General features: G+C 63.5%; 17 protein-coding genes. 10 read left to right on the top strand and 7 right to left on the bottom strand.

Features of this window, described 5'->3' with window-relative positions; all coding sequences use genetic code 11:
• Nucleotides 1-103: 103 nt before the first annotated feature.
• The 6 genes from hrpA to BXU06_RS06455 all read right to left on the bottom strand — a co-directional run bounded on the left by hrpA (nt 104) and on the right by BXU06_RS06455 (nt 8157).
• On the bottom strand, nt 104-3979 hold the full coding sequence (hrpA, locus tag BXU06_RS06430) for an ATP-dependent RNA helicase HrpA (RefSeq protein WP_077297917.1): 3876 nt from the start codon (nt 3977-3979) through the stop codon (nt 104-106).
• A gap of 388 nt (nt 3980-4367) precedes the next feature.
• A complete protein-coding gene (locus tag BXU06_RS06435; protein ID WP_077297919.1) occupies nt 4368-5333 on the bottom strand; it encodes a BRCT domain-containing protein in 966 nt (321 codons plus the stop codon).
• A 46-nt stretch (nt 5334-5379) separates the two neighbouring features.
• A complete protein-coding gene (locus tag BXU06_RS06440; RefSeq protein ID WP_077297921.1) occupies nt 5380-5715 on the bottom strand; it encodes a 2Fe-2S iron-sulfur cluster-binding protein in 336 nt (111 codons plus the stop codon).
• 11 nt (nt 5716-5726) lie between these two features.
• The gene (gene glp / locus BXU06_RS06445) at nt 5727-6947 is read right to left on the bottom strand and encodes a gephyrin-like molybdotransferase Glp (RefSeq protein ID WP_253189537.1); all 1221 of its coding nucleotides are present in this window, start codon (nt 6945-6947) and stop codon (nt 5727-5729) included.
• On the bottom strand, nt 6944-7441 hold the full coding sequence (gene mobB / locus BXU06_RS06450) for a molybdopterin-guanine dinucleotide biosynthesis protein B (protein ID WP_077297923.1): 498 nt from the start codon (nt 7439-7441) through the stop codon (nt 6944-6946). Before mobB ends, glp begins: the two co-directional genes overlap by 4 nt.
• Before the next feature lie 269 nt (nt 7442-7710).
• Nucleotides 7711-8157, bottom strand: a complete 447-nt coding sequence (locus tag BXU06_RS06455) for a cytochrome c (protein WP_077297925.1) — start codon at nt 8155-8157, stop codon at nt 7711-7713.
• A 238-nt stretch (nt 8158-8395) separates the two neighbouring features.
• On the opposite strand from BXU06_RS06455, the gene BXU06_RS06460 reads away from it, so the two are divergent.
• From BXU06_RS06460 to BXU06_RS06500, 10 genes are all read left to right on the top strand, one after another.
• Complete coding sequence (locus BXU06_RS06460; protein WP_253189538.1) at nt 8396-8842, top strand: Fur family transcriptional regulator; 447 nt, start codon at nt 8396-8398, stop codon at nt 8840-8842.
• A complete protein-coding gene (locus BXU06_RS06465) occupies nt 8842-9777 on the top strand; it encodes a GTP-binding protein (protein WP_077302712.1) in 936 nt (311 codons plus the stop codon). Before BXU06_RS06460 ends, BXU06_RS06465 begins: the two co-directional genes overlap by 1 nt.
• 148 nt (nt 9778-9925) lie before the next feature.
• Nucleotides 9926-10057 (top strand): hypothetical protein, encoded by a 132-nt coding sequence (locus BXU06_RS18385; RefSeq protein WP_256364061.1) that lies wholly within the window; start codon nt 9926-9928, stop codon nt 10055-10057.
• On the top strand, nt 10054-10824 hold the full coding sequence (locus BXU06_RS06470) for a metal ABC transporter ATP-binding protein (RefSeq protein WP_077297927.1): 771 nt from the start codon (nt 10054-10056) through the stop codon (nt 10822-10824). Before BXU06_RS18385 ends, BXU06_RS06470 begins: the two co-directional genes overlap by 4 nt.
• A complete protein-coding gene (locus tag BXU06_RS06475; protein ID WP_077297929.1) occupies nt 10821-11696 on the top strand; it encodes a metal ABC transporter permease in 876 nt (291 codons plus the stop codon). The genes BXU06_RS06470 and BXU06_RS06475 overlap by 4 nt, the downstream gene beginning before the upstream one ends.
• 44 nt (nt 11697-11740) lie before the next feature.
• Nucleotides 11741-12637, top strand: coding sequence for a metal ABC transporter substrate-binding protein (locus tag BXU06_RS06480; protein WP_077297931.1), 897 nt, complete (start codon nt 11741-11743; stop codon nt 12635-12637).
• A gap of 396 nt (nt 12638-13033) precedes the next feature.
• A complete protein-coding gene (locus BXU06_RS06485; protein WP_171982134.1) occupies nt 13034-15097 on the top strand; it encodes an autotransporter outer membrane beta-barrel domain-containing protein in 2064 nt (687 codons plus the stop codon).
• Between the two features lie 105 nt (nt 15098-15202).
• A complete protein-coding gene (locus BXU06_RS06490; protein WP_077297935.1) occupies nt 15203-15568 on the top strand; it encodes a RidA family protein in 366 nt (121 codons plus the stop codon).
• Nucleotides 15569-15745: 177 nt separating this feature from the next.
• Nucleotides 15746-16141 (top strand): hypothetical protein, encoded by a 396-nt coding sequence (locus tag BXU06_RS06495; RefSeq protein ID WP_150125130.1) that lies wholly within the window; start codon nt 15746-15748, stop codon nt 16139-16141.
• A gap of 52 nt (nt 16142-16193) precedes the next feature.
• The gene (locus tag BXU06_RS06500) at nt 16194-16796 is read left to right on the top strand and encodes a hypothetical protein (protein WP_077297939.1); all 603 of its coding nucleotides are present in this window, start codon (nt 16194-16196) and stop codon (nt 16794-16796) included.
• Between the two features lie 83 nt (nt 16797-16879).
• On the opposite strand, the gene BXU06_RS06505 is transcribed toward BXU06_RS06500, so the two are convergent.
• Complete coding sequence (locus tag BXU06_RS06505; RefSeq protein WP_077297941.1) at nt 16880-17899, bottom strand: hypothetical protein; 1020 nt, start codon at nt 17897-17899, stop codon at nt 16880-16882.
• Nucleotides 17900-17948 lie beyond the last annotated feature (49 nt).

Below are 17948 nucleotides of genomic sequence, written 5' to 3' on the forward strand. Positions count from 1 at the left end.
GTCTGATTATGCCGCCAAGCTCTTTTGCTTGGCAAGTTCAGATATGCGCTTTTGCCCGAGGCAAGGCCGAAAACAGCTGGCCCCACCGCAGGTATTGTTTCGCTCAGCGCCGGTTTTCCTCAATGTCTGTCCAGGCTTTTTGCAGCCGTTTTACCGACACCGGGAACGGGGTTTTCAGCTCCTGGGCAAACAGCGACACACGCAGCTCTTCAATCAGCCAGCGGAAGTCGCGCAGGCCCTGGCTGGCACCGTCCAGCGCTTCCGCCTCGGCCAGTTTGGCTTCCCATTGTTTGTATAGCTGGGTGATTTCCGCGCCGCGCTGGCCATCGCGGCTGGGGTTGGCGGCGTATTTTTCCATGCGCAGCTGCTTGGCCTTCAGGTAGCGCGCCAGTTGCGACAGGCTGTCCCACGGGGTGGCGGCCAGAAAGCCGGGGTAGACCAGCTGGCCAATTTCGCTGCGCAGCGCCGGGCCAAGCTTGTGCCGTTCGGCCAGATTCAGGGTTTTCTGGTATTCGGCAGCGATGTCGGCCAGGTAGCGGTTGACGGCTTCAGTCACTGCCGGCAGGCGGGCGCGGGCGCGCTTGTTTTGCTCGTTAAAGGCTTTTTCTGTGCGCGGCAGCGGGTCTTCGCCAATAAAGGCGCGGTCGCAGATGGCGGCAATGGCGTCGGCCAGCAAGCCGTCGGTGTGGCCCAGGTTGCGCAGCAGCATGGCGGTCTGGGTGAAATTGCCGGGCAGCCCCTTGTTCAGCTGCTTCATCTGCTCCTTCATGGCGTACTGCAGCAGGCGGATCACCCCGCCGCGCATCGCCGCGTCGGCGGTGTGCGCGGTGTCGAACAGACGCAGCGCCACCCGGTCGTCTTCCACCACCAGCGCCGGAAAACCAGTCAACTGCTGGCGGTTGCGGGCAAATTTCAGCGTGGCCGGCAGGTCGCCAAAGTCCCAGCTGGTGACGGTGTCGCGTTCAAATTCCAGCGAGGTATCGCGGAAGGTGAGCTGGGCCACATCGCCAAACTGGCGTTGCAGCGCCAGCAGGTCACGGCCCATGCCCAGCTCCTGCTTGCCATCGTCCAGCACGCGGATATTCATGCTGGCGTGCGCCGGCAGGGTGTCCGGATGAAAATCCGCCAGCCCCACCGGCGTGCCGGCGGTGCGCTGCACAAATGCGGCCAGCTGGGGCAGCAGCGGGGCCAGCATATCAGGCTGCCGATCAAGAAAACGGGTCACGCTGTCGGGCACCGGCACGCAGGCGCGGCGCAATGGCTTGGCCAGCGACTTGATCAGCAAGGCCAGTTTTTCCCGCAGCATGCCGGGCACCAGCCATTCCAGCTGGCCAGGGTTGAGCCGGTTAAGCAAGGGCAGCGGCACATCCACCGTCACCCCGTCCAGCGGGTGGCCGGGCTCAAAGCGGTAGCGCAGGGTGAGTTCGCCGTCGGCGGTTTTCAGCTTGGGTGGAAACTGTTCTTCGGTAATATGGCTGGCCGCGTGCTGCATCAGGTAATCACGGGTCAGATACAGCAGCTTGGGTGCATCGCGTTCGGCTTCTTTGCGCCAGGCGTCAAAGCCGGCAGCGGTGCAAATATCTGCCGGAATTTTTTCGGCATAAAAATCGAACAGGGTTTGCTCGTCCACCAGCACATCTTGACGACGCGCCTTGTGTTCCAGCTCCTGCACCTGACGAATCAGCGCCTGGTTATGCCGGTAAAACGGTGCCTGGGTATTCAGTTCGCCCGCCGCCAGCGCCTCGCGCAAAAAGATTTCCCGCGCTTCCTGCGGGGCTACCCGGCCATACGACACCGAGCGGCGCGGCACGATATTCAGCCCGTACAGCGTCACCCGCTCGCTGGCCACCACCTCGCCCCGGGCTTTTTCCCAGTGCGGTTCAAAATAATGGTATTTGACCAGATGCGGTGCCAGCGCCTCCAGCCATTCCGGCTGAATGCTGGCCACACAGCGGGCATACAGCTTGCTGGTTTCGGTCAGTTCTGCCGACACAAGCCATTTGGGCCGGGCTTTTTTCAGGCCAGAAGCCGGAAAGATATGAAAATGAATCCCACGCGCGCCCAGATAATCGTCGCCTTCCAGCGATTTCATCCCGACATTGCCCAATAGCCCGGTCAGCAGCGCCTTGTGCAGCGGCTCGTAAGTGGCCGGGGTGTCCTGATTGCGGCGCAGTTTCAGCTCGTCGGCAATCTGGCTCAACTGGGCGTGCAGCTCGCGCCATTCGCGCATGCGCAAATGCGACAAAAAATGGGTGTGGCACAGCTGGATCAGCTGGCGATTGGAGCTTTTGTTTTGCAGCGCTTCGTCAAAAAAATCCCACAGCAATAAAAACGACTGGAAATCAGATTTTTCATCGGTAAAGCGCGCATGCGCACGGGTGGCGGCTTCGCGGGCGTCAAAGGGCCGTTCACGCGGGTCCTGAATCGACAGCACCGAGGCAATGATCAGCATTTCGCGCAGGCAGCCAAACTGCTCGCCGGCCAGCAGCATGCGGCCCACTTTCGGGTCGACCGGAATGCGCGACAGCGACTGGCCCAGTTCGGTGATCTCGCCACGCTCGCTGACCGCGCCCAGTTCGTGCAGCAGCTGGTAGCCGTCGGCAATCAGCCGCGACGACGGTGCTTCCAGAAACGGAAACTCGTCTACCTTGCCCAGCCGCAGCGCCGCCATGCGCAAAATCACCGCCGCCAGGTTGGAGCGGACAATTTCCGGGTCGGTGAACGCTGGTCGGGCGTTAAAATCCTGCTCGGAATACAGCCGGATGCACACCCCGGCCTCCACCCGGCCACAACGGCCCGCGCGTTGACGCGCCGCCGCCTGGCTGATTTTTTCCACCAGCAGCTGCTCGACTTTGGCGCGCGGGCTGTAGCGGTTGATCCGCGCCAGGCCGGTGTCGATTACATACTTGATGCCCGGCACGGTCAGCGAGGTTTCCGCCACATTGGTGGCCAGCACAATGCGCCGCCCGCCCGAAGGCCGGAAAATCTTTTGCTGGTCTTCGTTGGACAGGCGGGCAAACAGCGGCAGGATTTCATACGCGGTCAGCCGCGCCTTGCGCAGCTGCTCGGCGGTGTCGCGGATTTCCCGCTCGCCGGGCAAAAACACCAGAATATCGCCGGGGCCATGGCGGGCCAGTTCTTCCACCGCTTCGACAATTGCCGCTTCCATGTCCAGCTCATGCTGGTCTTCGTCGCGCTCGTCCAGTGGCCGGTAGCGCACTTCCACCGGAAAGGTGCGGCCAGACACTTCCATCACTGGCGCGCCGTCAAAGTGCTGGCTGAAGCGGTCGGCGTCGATGGTGGCCGAGGTGATGATCACTTTCAGGTCGGGCCGGCGCGGCAGCAACTGCTTGAGAAAGCCCAGCAAGAAATCAATATTCAGCGAACGCTCGTGTGCTTCGTCAATAATCAGCGTGTCGTAGGCGCTCAGATAACGGTCGGTTTGCGTTTCCGCCAGCAAGATGCCGTCAGTCATCAGCTTGATATGGCTTCTTTCCGAGCTGCGCTCGGTAAAGCGCACCTTGAAACCCACCACTTCGCCCAGGGTGGATTTCAGCTCCTGGGCAATCCGCGTGGCCACCGAGCGCGCCGCCAGCCGGCGCGGCTGGGTGTGGCCAATCAGCCCGCGCGTGCCGCGCCCCAGCGCCAGGCACAGCTTGGGCAGCTGGGTGGTTTTGCCCGAGCCGGTTTCGCCGCAGACAATCACCACCTGATGGCGCTCAATCGCCGCACGCAAATCGTCCAGCCGCTGGTTAACCGGCAAGGCTGGGTCAAACTCCGGCTGCGGCAAGCTGGCGCGCCGCTCGGCCACCCGCGCACGCGACCGCGCCACCGCCTGCTCCAGCTCGGCAGCCAGCCGGTCGGCAGACTTGCCATCGCGGCGGCGCTGTTCCCACTGGCGGATGCGGGACAGCAAGGCATGGCGGTCGCGCGCCAGACAATCATCAAGGGCGCGTTTGAGGTCGGAGGGGGTGGTCATTGCGGGCAGAAAGTGGCGGAAAACCGGGCATTATACGATGGTGTGGGTAGGGTGGGTGAGTGGCGAGCGTCTTGCAAAAAGCACTGACGCCGAATACTGAACCATCCATCCTGTCTTCCTGACGGTACGCTTCGTACCTGACGTCACCCGTCAGTCATGTAAGGCAATTGTCGTATTCAGACCCAACATGACTTTGACCACACAATCATTTCACGTTTATTTCATAAAAAAACTTTCGGTGAAAGATCGGTTTTGCAATCAGCTCGATCAAGTTGCAGTGCTATGCCAGCGCTGGGCAGCGCTCATGAGCCTGTCTGTTGACCCGAAGTAAACAGGTTTATCCCTACTGTTCACCGCGCCACTGGCTACTTTGGTCAGCAGCGCTTTTTCATTTGCACAGCAGTTCGAATGCACTTTTCTCCATCACGTGCACCCCCGCTGCCCGCGCCTGGGCGAGTTTGGCCTCGCCCGCTCGGGGCCCGGCCACCAGCACAGTCAGGTTTTTGGTGATGGACTTGCGCACGCGCCAGCGATGCGCGTCGGCCAGTTGTTCCAGCTCGTCGCGCTCGGCGCGGGAAAAGCCGGTGAACAGCACTTCGCCCACCTGCTCTGCTGCCGGGGCGGGCGCTGGAGTGGCCTGCGGGGCCGGCTTGCCTGGGGCTGGTTTGGCTTTGGGTTTGGCCAGGCCACGCGCCCATGTCCAGGGTTCCTGAACCTCACCGCTGATTTCTGAGGTGATGTCGCCCTGCACACGGTCGAGGCGAAATGTGCGGGTGGCGCGCCGGTTCAGGCATAGCCCCTGAAAACACTGGCCATCCAGCTGGCGAACCACCACCCGGCGGTCGGAGTATTCGCCGGTGGCGTCGATGTAGGCAAATTGTACGGTGTCGAGCTGACGGCCTTCGAGGTAGGGCAGTGCTGCCCGGCTGGCCGCTCGGCGGGGTGGGGGGTGAGCCGGCAGGCGGATGCCGGCCAGATTCTGGAGCTGGTCTTCGATGGATTGGCGCTGGCCGGTGCTCAGCGCGCCTTTGGCCAGGGCATCGCCCAGTTGGGTGGCCAGACGGCGAATGCTGGGTTCTGCGTCCAGCGCCGGCTGGGCACTCAGCCAGGTGTGCAGCGCTTCAAGCTCGTCTTCTTCCACCAGGCCGTCTGCCAGGATGTTCTGGCAGTGCTGGCGCAGTTGGTCGCGCAGGACGGCCACTGGGTGTGGCGCAGGTAGCGGCGCGCGTTTGTCAGGGCGATAGGCGGGTGCTGCTGGCTGGGCAGGTGGTGGGGTTTTTGGCGTGCGCCAGCGCACCCATAGCCATATTCCACCGGCCAATCCGGCCAGCGTCAGTATTTCGCCAATTTCCATTTTCACCTCTTGCTTTGATTCAAATCGTTATTGTTGTGACCTCACACTACCAGCGCACTTCCCAGTCTTCCTCCCCTACCACCAGGCTGCACGCCAGCCGCCAGCGTTCCGGGCTGTCGTCAATCTGCTCTTGCGCCTGGGTGCTGGCATCAATCAGGCCGTGGCGAGCCTGCACATTGCGTTCCTTGCGTGACCACGGCCAGTCGCGCGGCTGCTGGGCGTGGCATATGCGGACCTGGCAGGCGCAGCAGGTGCCATGGCCGCAGCGCCAGTACAAGGGCACATCCGCGCGACGCACCACGTCAATCAGCACTTCTCCCGGTTCCGCCTGCAAGACGGCAGGGGCAGGCAGTGCCGGGTGAATGAAGGTGATGGTGGGCACGGCCAGTGGAATCAGGCCAGCAGGGCAGACAGCGGCAGATAGTCCACCAGATCGCCCGGCTTGATGGTCTGGTTAGGCCCCACCCGCACCAGACCATCAGCCCAGGCCACCGACGTGAGCACGCCTGCGCCTTGTTTCGGGAAGGCTTCCAGCGTCACGCGGCCTTCGGATACCACCTGGCGCACGCGCAGAAACTCGGTGCGCAGCGGATCCTTGCGCGGCCATTCAAAGCCCGCCGGCAAGCGGGTTACCGGCCAGGGCTGCACGTCGAGACGGCCCTGGCGCGCCTTGATGAATGGGGCGATCAACAGCAAGAAGGTGACGTAGCCCGACACCGGGTTGCCCGGCAGCCCAACAAAATCCGCCTCGCCAATCCGGCCAAACGCCAGCGGTTTGCCCGGCTTGATGGCAATTTTCCACAAGTCCAGCTGGCCTTCACGCTCGACGGCGTGCTTGACATGGTCTTCTTCGCCCACCGATACCCCGCCGCAGGTCAGCACCAGATCGCTGGTGGCGGCGGCATCGGCCAGCGCCAGCCGGGTGGCGGCCAGGCTGTCGGGCACAATGCCCAGGTCACGCACCTGGCAGCCCAGGGTTTCCAGCAGGCCGCGCAGCCAGTAGCGGTTGGAGTTGTAAATCTTGCCGGCACTCAGCGTTTCGCCCGGCTCGGCCAGCTCGTCGCCCGTGAAGAATACCGCCACTTTCAGCGGGCGCAACACATCCAGGTAGGCGCAGCCAATCGATGCCGCCAGGCCGAGATCTGCCGGCGACAGCCGGGTACCCGCGCTAAGCACCACGCTGTCCTTGCTGATGTCTTCGCCGCTGCGGCGAATATTCTGCCCCGGCTTGGCCGCTGCGCTAAAGCGCACCTTGTCGCCATCCGGGTGCGCCTGCTCCTGCATGATCACCGCGTCAGCGCCCGCCGGAATGGGTGCGCCGGTAAAAATCCGCGCCACGCTGCCTTCGGCCAGCGGGCCAGGCACAGCACCCGCCGGAATGCGCTGGGAAATTGGCAGCATGCGCTCCGGCTGGATATCGCTGCTGCGTACGGCGTAGCCGTCCATGGCGCTGTTGTCGCACGGCGGCACATCCACGCTGGCGCGGATATCCTGCGCCAGCACGCAGCGGCGGGCATGCAGCAGATGCTGATTTTGGGTGTCGGTGATTGGGCGGGCACGGTCAAGCAGAAACTCCAGGGCGGCCTCAACGGCCAGCATGGCGGGTGCAGTCATGGCAGTACACTCATTCGGATAAATTGGAGAATGCCTTCCACGTCATTGCGGGAAAAGCAGGGCACCGGGCAATCCGGCAGCGGCGCATCACAGGCTACTGCCAGCACGTCCGGGTCGTCGGGATACAGCGGCGGGCGCTGCAAGGCCGGGTCGAACACTTCAATCTTGGCCAGGCCGCGTTCGTGCTTGAAGCCTTCCACCAGCACCAGCCGGCAGGGCTGCAAGGCAGCCAGATGCTCAATCAGCGGTAAATCATTGGCAGCGGGCAGTTCTTCAATCAGCATTCGCCGGCGCGCAGCGGCCAGCATCACCTGGCGAGCCCCCGCCTGGCGATGCCGCCAGCTGTCACGGCCCGGGGTGTCTGGATCGACATCGTGATGGGTGTGCTTGATCACGGCCAGATCCACGCCGTCTGCGCTTAATCGGGTAATCAGTTTTTCCAGCAGGGTGGTTTTACCACTACCGGAATAACCAGCAAGGGCCAGGACTTTCATCGTGTTCCGTTCGGCAAGGAGGGCAGGCAGGCACACCGGCGCAATCAACCGACACACCCCGGCAGGGCCAGTGGCATGCCAGCAAAGCCATCAGCATATCACACGCCCAGCAGGCGTCAGCATGCACCCGGACAGTCACAGCGTCCTTGACCTGCATCATACCGCAGAACGTTCAGCACAACGGCCTATAGCGGCAAATGGGCATCCACCACGCACAGGATGCGGCCTGCTCGTGGTGGATGCCCATTTTACCCTGGCTGACCGGGTGATCAATCGTTCTTGAACACTTCGTGGCAAGCCTTACAGGTTTTTTGTGCCGCGCCAAATGCCGGGCGGATTTGCGCCAGGTCGCCGCCCTTGGCGGCATCGGCCAGCTTGGCAATCAGCACCTGATGCTCATCAGCGGCTTTTTTGAATTCAGCCGGCTTGGTCCATACTTCCGGGCGGGATTCGGTTTTGCCCTTGTCGCTGCCTGCCGGGAAATATTGCCACGGCTGTTTGGACAGATCGACCATCTGCGCGGCCAGCGCGGCAAACTCATCCTTGTTATATGGCTTTTCGCCCTTCATCACTGCGCCCATGCCCTGGCCGAACACTTTTTTGTATTCCTTGAACACAGCCTTGCGGGCTTCCAGCGGGTCTTTGCCATCGGCGGCCACTGCAGAAAAAGCCACCGTTGCCAGCACAGCTGCCAGCAGGGAAGAAACAACGCGCATCAGACACTCCTTGTCACAATTTGGGGATGGGGCGCTTGCCCATGGCAGGGCGAGCAGGTTTTTGGGGTGATGGCGGCAAGCTTAGCCGGAAAGCATCGCCGCAGGCAACATTATATATTAAAGCATAATGATGGGGTGGTTCAGTTTGCGCCGATGGCGGGGAGGGTACTATCTGAACGCGGCAAAAAGCGTTACACTATAACATATCAGTTATCCACTCCGACTAAAGGCCCGTGCTGTGACGCTGCTTCCTCCCGCTCAGTTCCTGGCTGCCGCAGAAAAACACTGCGCAGCGCGGGGTGCCCGCCTGACGGCATTGCGCCAGAAAATTCTTGCTCTGGTGCTGGCCCGTGGCGGTGTGGTCAAAGCCTATCAGGTGCTGGCCGATTTGCAGGCCGAACGTGGCCAGGCCGCACCGCCCACGGTGTACCGGGCGCTGGATTTTCTGGTGGAACACGGCCTGCTGCACCGGGTAGACGCGCTGAATGGCTATATGGCCTGCCAGCATCTGGACTGCCAGCACCATGGCCTGCTGCTGGTGTGCGAATGCTGTAATGAAGTGGCGGAAATCGACGCCACTTCCAGCCTGGACCAACTGGCCAGCGTGGCGGCGCAGGCCGGTTTTCAACCCCGCCGGCAGGATGTGCTGCTGACCGGCCTGTGCAAGGATTGCCAACCCTCATGATGCCGCGTGTTCCTGTTAATTTGCTGACCGGTTTTCTGGGCACCGGCAAAACCACCGCCTTGCTGCACCTGCTGGCGCACAAACCAGCGGATGAAATCTGGGCGGTGATTGTCAATGAATTTGGCGAAATCGGCATCGACGGTGCCGTGCTCAGCCAGGGCGGTGCCGAAGTGCGCGAAATCGCCGGTGGCTGCCTGTGCTGCGCCACCGGGCCGCAACTGCCCATCACCCTGGCCAAGTTGATTCGGGAAAAACACCCGCAACGGGTGCTGATCGAAGCCAGTGGGCTGGCGCATGCCTCCAATGTGGTGGACGAGCTGCGCCGTGCGCCGCTGGGCGAGGCGCTGGATGTACAGGCGTCAATCACCCTGGTAGACCCGCGTCAGTTTATTGACCCCAATTACCGCCGCCACCCGATTTACCGCGATCAGGTAGAACTGGCCGACGTGCTGGTGGCCAGCAAGGGTGATGTGTGCGATGACGCCACCCTGGCCGAATTTCAGCAGCAGGCCGAGGCGCTGTTTCCGCCCAAAACCCGGATTGCTGCGGTGGCCCATGGTGCCATTGACCCGGCCTGGCTGACCTTGCCCGCCCGCCCGGCTGCCCGCTACCGCCCACGCCTGCCGCCAGCGGAAAGTGGCATGAGCAGTGCCGGCTGGACCTTTGAACCCGGCGTGTGCTTTGACCTGGAGCGTATTGGCACCCTGCTGCGCACCCTGCCCGAGCATGTACCGGGGCTGGTGCGGGCCAAGGCGGTGCTGCGCATGGGGCCGCATACCTGGCTGTGGTTCAACTGGGTGGCCGGCGGCGAATGGGCCGCCACTGAAGTGGCCTGGCGGCGCGACAGCCGCTTTGAGCTGATTGCGCCAGCCGGCGAGTGGGCCAGCGCAGTGGAAGCCGCGCTGGGGCAGGCCATTGCCAGCGTGATGGCCTGAACCCAACCCGTTCACGGCTTTCCCCGGTGGGCTGCCCCACATTTGGCAGGACGTATTTTTCAAACCGGCAGGGCATGCATGCCCATGCCATTGCTTGCATTATTCCACCGCCCCGCTTGATCGGGGCGGAATCATGTCGGGAATACCCATGAAGTTAGCAAGGTTGTCTTCATTCAGTTTGCTGGCCGCATCAGCGGGCCAGCGCGTGCTGCTGGCACTGCTGGCAGTGGCCGGTTTATGGACAGCGGTGATCTGGGCGCTGGCCGGAGGCGCAGCGTGAGCGTTCGCCTGGAAAACCTCACTGTCTCCTACCGGCGGCATCCAGCGGTTCACCATGTGTCCGGCCAGTTTGCCGACGGCCAGGCCACCGCAATTGTCGGGCCAAATGGCGCGGGCAAAAGCACCATCCTGAAGGCGATGATCGGCGCGCAGCGTGCCGATGCCGGGCGGGTGGATCTGGGTGGGTTGTCGCCGGCGCGGATTGCCTACCTGCCCCAGGCCGCGCAGATTGATCGCAGCCTGCCGGTCAGCGTGCTGGATACCGTACTGATGGGGGCCTGGCACCGGATGGGTGCGTTTGGCGCGGCGCGCAGCAGCGACTGGCGCGCGGCCCAGCTGGCGCTGGACGCCGTGGGGCTGGGCGAATTTGCCCAGCGGCCAGTCAGTGCGCTGTCTGCCGGCCAGTTTCAGCGCGTGCTGTTTGCCCGGATTGTGGTGCAGGACGCGCCGCTGATTTTGCTCGACGAGCCGTTTACCGCCATTGATGCGCGCACCACCCACGACCTGCTGCATCTGATTGAACGCTGGCAGCACGAACAGCGCACGGTGATTGCCGTACTGCACGATTTTACCCAGGTGCGCCAGTATTTTCCGTACACCCTGCTGCTGTCGCGCGAGGTGATTGGCTGGGGCCCCACGGCGGAGGTATTGACCGAGGCCAATTTGCAGCGCGCCAGCGCCAATGTGGCGCACTGGCACGAGCAAGCCCCGGTATGCCGGGTGGACGACACAATGCCGGGCAGCGCCCCGGCGGAGAAAACCCGATGAACGAGCTGTATACCCTGCTGGTGCAACCGTTTGTCGAGTTTGGCTTTATGCGCCGCGCCCTGGTGGGCTGCCTGGCGCTGGCGCTGGGCTGCGGGCCGATCGGGCTGTTTCTGGTGATGCGGCGCATGAGCCTGATGGGCGATGCGCTCAGCCACGCCGTACTGCCTGGCGCAGCAGTGGGCTTTATCTTTGCCGGGCTGTCGCTGCCGGCGATGGGGCTGGGCGGTTTTATTGCCGGCATTTCCGTGGCGCTGATTGCCGGGCTGGTCAGCCGTTTTACCAGCGTGCGCGAAGACGCCAGCTTTGCCGCGTTTTACCTGCTGGCGCTGTCGCTGGGCGTGCTGCTGGTGTCCAAGTACGGCAGCAATGTGGACTTGATCCATCTGCTGTTTGGCACCGTGCTGGCAGTGGACGACGCCGCGCTACTGCTGGTGGCCAGTATCGCCACGCTCACCCTGCTCACCCTGGCGGTGATTTACCGCCCGCTGCTGCTGGAAAGCTACGACCCGGCGTTCTTGCAGTCGGTGGGGGTGTCTGGTGGGGTGTATCACCTGATTTTTCTGGTGCTGGTGGTGCTCAATCTGGTGGCCGGGTTTCAGGCGCTGGGCACGCTGATGGCCGTGGGGCTGATGATGCTGCCGGCCATTACTGCCCGGCTGTGGGCGCAAACCGTGGGCGGCATGCTGATTACCGCCATCACCCTGGCGCTGGGCTCCGGCCTGGGCGGGCTATTGTGTTCCTACCACTTCGACCTGCCGTCCGGCCCGGCCATCATCCTGTTTGCCGGCACGCTGTATCTGCTGTCGCTGCTGCTGGCACCGGCGGGTGGCGTGCTGCCCAAACTGATTCGTCAGCGCCATCTGGCACACTGATCCGCTGTTGACTGACTGAAGGCATTGAATTGAAAGGAAACCCGATGCAAAAACCCCTGATTCCGCTACTGCTGGCCTTGCTCAGCACCCCGGCCCTGGCCGACAAGCTGCCGGTGCTGGCCAGCTTCAGCATCATGGCCGACCTGGTGCAGGAAGTGGGTGGCGAGCGCGTGACGGTGAGCAGCCTGGTGGGCCCCGACCAGGATGCCCATGTGTTTCAGCCGGCACCGCAGGATGTGAAAAAACTGGCTGCCGCCAAGGTGTTTGTGGTCAATGGCCTGGGCTTTGAAGGCTGGCTGAACCGGCTGAGCAAATCGTCCGGCTTCAAGGGCCAGACCGTGGTGGCCAGCCAGGGGGTGAAACCGCTGGTCATGGTGGACGACGACCACGACCATGGTCACGATCATGGCCACGCCAGCCAGGACCCGCACGCCTGGCATAACCCGCAAAACGTCAAACTGTACGTGCGCAATATCAGCGCCGCGCTCACTCAGGCCGATCCCGCCGGCAAGGACTACTACAGCCAGCGCGCCCAGACCTACAGCCAGCAGCTGGAGCAGCTGGACAACGACGCCCGCCAGCGCTTTGCCGCCATTCCGGCCAGCCAGCGCAAGGTGCTGACCAGCCACGACGCCTTTGCCTACCTGGCCCAGCGCTATCAAATCCGCTTCCTGTCGCCGCAAGGTGTTTCCACCGAAGCCGAAGCCTCGGCCAAGGGCGTGGCCAAGCTGGTGCGCCAGGTCAAGAGCGAAAAAATCCGCGCGGTGTTTATGGAAAACATGAGCGACAAACGCCTGCTGGAGCAGCTCAGCCGCGAAGCCGGGGTGCAGATTGGCGGCAAGCTGTACGCCGATGCGCTGTCGCCCGCCAACGGCCCGGCGGCCAGCTATGTGCAGTTGTTCAAGCACAATGTTGACGGCTTGTGGGGGGCGATGAAGTAAGCGAGCCGATGGGGGCGAATCATGCATGGCTGGCTGCTTTGGCGTGCGCAGGCTGGGTTTCCCCTGTTCAGGAGGGGAACGCTGAAAAAAGTGTCTCCCACGCAAAGGTGGGGCAGCAGCGGCAAAGCGGTAAATGGCCAGCCGATTGGTGTGATGATGTGCGATCAGGATAATCGCCAACGCCTTTGACACGCCGCTGTTTGCCTCACCGCATGCTGCGCCACCATCGCCATGGATATTGCACTGCACGACACAAGACGCTTTGCAGCCATGGCGCAACCGTTTACTTTATCGGTTGCGCTGGCCTCCCCCAAGGCAAGATCGGGCCAGACGCAGGCAGCGCCACGGCGCAACAAGACGCCACCCCGCCCTCATCACGCTCACGAGGAACACCGCATGAAGCTCACCTTGCTTGCCAGCGCACTGGCGCTGGGCCTGCTCACCAGCAGCCACACCCACGCCGGCAATGTTTACTTTTTTGGCGACAGCCTGACCGACACCGGCGCCTTCCAGGGCTTTCCCACCGCCAATGGCGTGCTGCCCACCGGCAGCCGCTGGACCTATAACAACGCCCCGTTTTACGCTGACGTGCTGGCCCAGTCGCTGGGCAGCCAGGCGCTGGCCAATAACCCGGTGAACCCGGCCACCTCGGCACAAGGCAATAACTTTGCCCAGGGCGGCGCGCGCTCTACCAGCCAGGCGCGCATTGCCAGCACCAACGTCCTGCCGATTGTGGATGTGCCCGACCAGGTCAGCTACTACCTGAACAGCCGCCAGGGGCGCGCCGACAGCCAGGCCTGGCATGTGGTGTGGGCTGGTGGCAATGACATTCCGGCTGCAGCAGAAACCGCCGCCGTATCAGGTTCGGCAGCCGGGATTGCCCAGGCCAGCAGCGACGCCAACAGCCTGGTGGCGCAGGTGTTGCGCCTGCAGGCCGCCGGTGCCAACCGCTTTATCGTGCCCAATCTGCCGGCCTTTGGCAGCACCCCGGCCACCTTGCTGTCGGTGATTGCCGCCGCAGTGAACAGCCCGGCGCTGGCCAATCTGCCCGCCGCCACCCGGCTGAACGTGGTGGCGGTGGCCCAGCAAACCCTGTCTACCGGTGCCACGCCCGACGCCGCCAGCCAGCAGGCGCTGCAACGCCAGGTGCTGGCCAACGCCGAAAGCGCGCTGGGCCTGCCGGCCAACACCTTGCGCGCCCAATACGAAGGCAGCAGTGGCGCGCAAAGCAGCGTCAATGCACTGGCCGGGCTGTTCAACAGCACGGTGGGCCTGGGTTTGAGCACTGCCGGGGTGAACATGGTGCGGCTGGATGTGGCCGGCCTGCTGAATGAAATTCTGGCCACCCCGAGCGCCTATGGTTTTAACAATGTCACCGGCACCGCCTGCCCGCCTGGCGTCAGCTCGCTGGTGTGCTTCTCGTCCACCCCAGGCTTTAATGCCGGGCAAAGCTATCTGTTTGCCGATGATCGTCATCCGTCCCCACTGGCCCAGCAAATGATTGGCGACTACGCCGTGGCCACCCTGGCCGCGCCGTACTACGCCGCTGCGCTGCCCGCCGCCGCCCGTTCGGCCAGCGAAGGCATGTATACCCTGCTGGACAGCCGCTACCGCCAGGCCCGCCTGTCGCCGGAGCCAGTGGGCAGCCTGAGCGCCTTTGCCCATTACGGCTATCTGCCGTTTGCCGCCAAGGGAGCCGGCAAGCTGGATGGCCAGGGTGAACAGCACAGCTATACCGTGGGCGTGGAAGCACAACTCGGCCCGAACACCCGCGCCGGTCTGGCCCTGGGCTATGGCCGTGGCCAGCTGGACAGTGGTGCCAGCAGCACCTTCACCTTCAAGCAACAGCGGCTGACCGGTTTTGTCAGCCAGCAGTTTGGCCCGGTGTCGCTGGACGTGGACGCCTTTGCCGCCAATAACGACTACGGCTCAGTGCGGCGCAGCTTTGCCCTGGGCAATGTCAGCCGCAGCGAGCAGGGCGACACCGACGGCCATCAGGCTGGCCTGCGCCTGACCGGGCGCTACCACTGGCAAACCGGCAACTGGACCGTCAGCCCGCTGGCCAGCCTGGCCTACGAGAACCTGAGCGTGGCCGGTTACAGCGAAGACGGCAGCAACAGCACCGCCATGCGCTTTGGCAAGCAGTCGCAATCGGGCTGGCAAGGCCGGCTGGGGGCCGAGCTGACCACCCGCGTGGGCCAGTTCACCCCGTTTGCCGGGGCACAGTATGTGCATCAGTTCAATAGCCGCACCACCCAGCTGGACGCCGGCATCAAGAGCCAGCCGGGCCAGTTCACCACCGAACTGGCGCGCCCGGACAGCAACTGGGGCCTGCTGCGTCTGGGTAGCCATATCGAGCTGACCCCAACCATTCGCGCCACGCTGGAAGCGCAAAGCAGCGTGGGGCGTGACAGTGGCCAGCAGTGGGGCGTGCAGCTGGGGGTGAGTGCGCGCTTCTGATCAACCCGTTATGCTTGATCGGCATGGGAGCGGCCCATCACGGCGGCATCCCGTGCCCATTGCTATTGAATTCAATCCGATTTGATTTGACTTGAAAGGAAACGCATGTCTGTTCATCGTCACTTGCCCGGCGCACGCTTGGCTGAAGCCGTGGTTTGCAATGGCATTGCCTGGCTGGCCGGTCAGGTTCCGGAAAACACCGATGCCGACGCACAGGCACAAACCGCCAATGTGCTGGCGCAAATCGACGCCGTGCTGCGCGATTTGGGCAGTGATAAAAGCCAGGTGATCGACGCCACGATTTTTCTGGCCAATCTGGCCGACTACGAAGCCATGAATGCCGCGTGGGATGCCTGGGTCATTCCTGGCCACACCCCGGCACGGGCCACGGTGGAGGCCCGGCTGGCCAACCCGGCCTGGAAGGTGGAAATCAAGATTGTTGCGGCGGTGGCGGCTATCCCCCCGGCCTGAACAACGTCACATAAACAGCAATGGCAAGGGGTAGGTTGAAAGCGTCGGTTATCACAACAATCGCTTGCCAGACGCCCTTTGCCCATCGGCCATCCCATACAAATATAACACCATTAGCATAAAATCGGGTACAGTAGCCGCTTCCCGCCTTAGCTGGCGACCTTTGCGGTATGCCCCATGCCTTCCTCTCCTGTTTCTTCGGCTGACATGGCCGACTGGTTGCGCCAGCACTGGCTGTTGCAGCCATTTGGCTGCGTGCGTTTCTGGCGATTTGCCCTGGTACGTCCCAACGATCAGCAATTTATCCTCACTGCGGTACACGCCGAGGGCGCGCGGCTGGATTTGTCGGTAGCACACGCCAGCCACAGCGGCCATGCCACCATGTTGTCAGTGTGGGACGCCCAGGGCTGGCAGCGCAGCGGGTCTGGTGTGACGCTGCAACACGCTTCCCGCCTGCGCTGGGATGACAACGAAGCCTGGCTGGACGGTGACGATCAATACCGCATTCGTACCCCGCGTGGCGAAGGCGGCTTTACCCTTCAGCCAGGCCCGGCGCTGACACTGGACAGCTGAGCAGGACATCCCCACCCCATTTTCCCCATTTTTTATCTTACACAGGATAATCATGAACTTGCGTCTGATCACCTCGCTGCTGCTGGCCCTGGGCAGCCCCCTGGCGCTGGCCGATACCCTCACCCTGCCTGGCCAGCTGACTGGCAAGGCCGTGCTGCTGAACCCGGATGACCCGGATTATGCTCGCGCGTCAGTGGAAAACGCCGTCAAGCCGGCAGGCATGGGCGGGGTGTACGCTGCGCTGGTGGTGCGGCTGATCGAAGATATACCGGTGTACCGGATGTGGAATGGTCCGGACGAGGTCAATGCCCAAGGCAACACCAACCGGCTGGGTGGCTGGTGGTCGTATGATGCGCCCAGCGGCCCGGTCACCGCTTACCGGGTGGCCAATGAAATTTGCCTGAGCTGGAACAAGCTGACGTGGGTGGCAACCTGCTCGCTGAAAAAAGGCGCGGTGGTGGCCATTGGGCCGGGCCAGTCGGTGTCGGCAGAAAGCTGTGGCGACCCGACCGGGCAGGAGCATTACCCGGCCAATCCGACCACCTGGCAGACGTTTGTCAACAAGCCATGGGCGCGCACCAGCGAGCTGGAATGCCCGCCACAAACCCAGGACTACCCGGCAGATCCGCTGAATATTGCCCTGCCCAAGCGGTAAGCGCCGCTGCCACGACGCGTCATGCGGCGGCATCACGCCCGGCAAGCCGGGTGCGGTGCCCGCCCTGGCCCAGGCGGCCAGATTTAAGCGCCAGGGCTGACGGCTGCCGTGACACTGCCCACTGACACATCCCCCACCCCACTCACCGCCCCCACTGCCGCGCCGCCATCGGCACTGCCCCCGCTGACCCCGCCCAGGGCACCCACGCTACTGAGGGCGCTGGCCACCACGCTGGCCACGGCACTGCCTGCCGCCTGACCCTGGCCAGACTGATTCAGCTGCGCCAGCATGTTTTGAATATCCGCCAGCACGCGGTCGAGTTCACTCAGCGCGTTGCGGCTATCCTTGTCGGCCTTTTGCCGGATCAAGGCGGCGGCGCGCTTGATTTCTTCCAGCAGGGTTTTCACTTCACGGGCAAACAGTTTGTCGAGCGGGTCTTCCTGCTCGTTGCGGGCGGCTTGGCTGGAATGGGCCTGCTCGGCGGACGCGTGGCCGTCGGCCTCGGCAGCGCTGTCGGCAGGCGCATGCTGGCTGGCGTTGGCATGCGCCTGCGCGCTGCTGTCCTCGGTGCTGATGGTGGCCGCTGCGTCCACCGTCATCGCGGCATTGGCCGATGCGCCAGTGCCGCCCGCCTGGGCCGGACTGGCGGCAGCGCCTGAGGTGCTGGCAGACGAATTGGCGTTGCCGCTCTGGCTCGCACCTGCGGCGCTGGCTCCGGCCTCGCGGGCGCTGGCCCCGGTGTACAGGCCGACCGCCTGCTTGAGCTCGGCGGCAATCTGCCCAAGCTGGCGAGCCAGGCGCTTGAGCAGCGGACCGCTGGCCCCGGCAATCCGCGATTTGAGCATTCTCACCCGCGCCTTGAGTTCGGCCACCTTGTCCAGCGCGCGCAGCTTGGTGTCGCGGCCAGGGCTGCTGGTGACCACCGCCTGACGGTCGTATACGGTGGGCCGCTCGGCTTGTTCCTTCAGCGACACCTTGACGCTGTCCTGCACCGCCTGAGCGTCTTCTCGCAGCTGGGTGAGCAGCTCGGCAGGTGGACGCAAGCGCACGCTCAGCTGAGTAAAGCGGCTACGCAGGGAGTCACCCAAGCTGGACAGGTTCATGGCGGGCCTCGTGGCAGAAAACGGACAATACCGTGTTATCGACCATTTC

This window comes from Aquaspirillum sp. LM1 (assembly GCF_002002905.1).
Lineage (GTDB): Bacteria > Pseudomonadota > Gammaproteobacteria > Burkholderiales > Aquaspirillaceae > Rivihabitans.